Here is a 1,153-nt window from a genome sequence, read left to right on the forward strand (position 1 = left end):
ACGATACGACGATACGTGCTTATGCACGTGGGTTTCCCCATTCAGAAATCCCAGACTCAAATGGTTATTACTACCTAATCTGGGCTTATCGCAAGTTATTACGTCTTTCATCGCCTCTGACTGCCAAGGCATCCACCGTGTACGCTTAGTCACTTAACCATACAACCCCAAAGGGTCTTGCTTAACGCAATACGTTTGCTACAACGTAGTATGACGTTTCCAAGGTGCGCTATCTCTTTATTATGAGCGAGATAGCATTCGATTTTGCCGGACTCAAATTTGAATAACATCAGGCAATGATGTTATCCCCAAGAACACTTGAATGTGTGTTGGTACCTAATGATTAAATCACTAGGATTTGAGAACTTTTAAATTTGAATAACAATGAAATCACATTGTTATTCGTCAGCTTTCCAAATTGTTAAAGAGCGAGATTTCTTTCGAAACCATTTTTAAACACACTACTAAGTACGCTTAAAGATGGTGGGCGATACCGGGCTCGAACCAGTGACCCCCTCCTTGTAAGGGAGGTGCTCTCCCAACTGAGCTAATCGCCCACATTATTTGCTATTTGCTTTCACTTTTAAAAGTGAACTCAAGCAACTTCCTATGTGAAAGGAATGGTGGGTCGTGCAGGATTCGAACCTGCGACCAATTGATTAAAAGTCAACTGCTCTACCAGCTGAGCTAACGACCCAGTACTTCAAAAAAGAAGTGGTATCCCGTAGGGGAGTCGAACCCCTGTTACCGCCGTGAAAGGGCGGTGTCCTAGGCCTCTAGACGAACGGGACACTAGATTTATTCTCACTAACGTGACAATAAATTGTTGAAATATCTTGGGAGATATTTCTAAATCTCTCTACTTTCTAAACCTAATCAATCTGTGTGGACACTCATCGTGAGTAATCATCGTATAAGGAGGTGATCCAGCCCCAGGTTCCCCTAGGGCTACCTTGTTACGACTTCACCCCAGTCATGAACCACAAAGTGGTGAGCGTCCTCCCCGAAAGGTTAAACTACCCACTTCTTTTGCAGCCCACTCCCATGGTGTGACGGGCGGTGTGTACAAGGCCCGGGAACGTATTCACCGTGACATTCTGATTCACGATTACTAGCGATTCCGACTTCATGGAGTCGAGTTGCAGACTCCAAT

At 44.6% G+C, this 1,153-nt stretch carries 3 tRNA genes and 2 rRNA genes; all 5 read right to left on the bottom strand.

Features of this window, described 5'->3' with window-relative positions:
* Positions 1 to 159, bottom strand: a 23S ribosomal RNA gene (locus tag A9260_RS17055); the annotation flags it as partial.
* Between the two features lie 322 nt (positions 160 to 481).
* Positions 482 to 557 (bottom strand) — tRNA-Val (locus tag A9260_RS13365).
* A gap of 64 nt (positions 558 to 621) precedes the next feature.
* Positions 622 to 697: transfer RNA gene (locus A9260_RS13370), tRNA-Lys, on the bottom strand.
* Between the two features lie 18 nt (positions 698 to 715).
* Positions 716 to 791: transfer RNA gene (locus tag A9260_RS13375), tRNA-Glu, on the bottom strand.
* Between the two features lie 123 nt (positions 792 to 914).
* Positions 915 to 1,153 (bottom strand): 16S ribosomal RNA (locus A9260_RS13380); the annotation flags it as partial.

Origin of the sequence: Vibrio sp. UCD-FRSSP16_30 (genome assembly GCF_001676025.1) — a bacterium.
Lineage (GTDB): Bacteria > Pseudomonadota > Gammaproteobacteria > Enterobacterales > Vibrionaceae > Vibrio.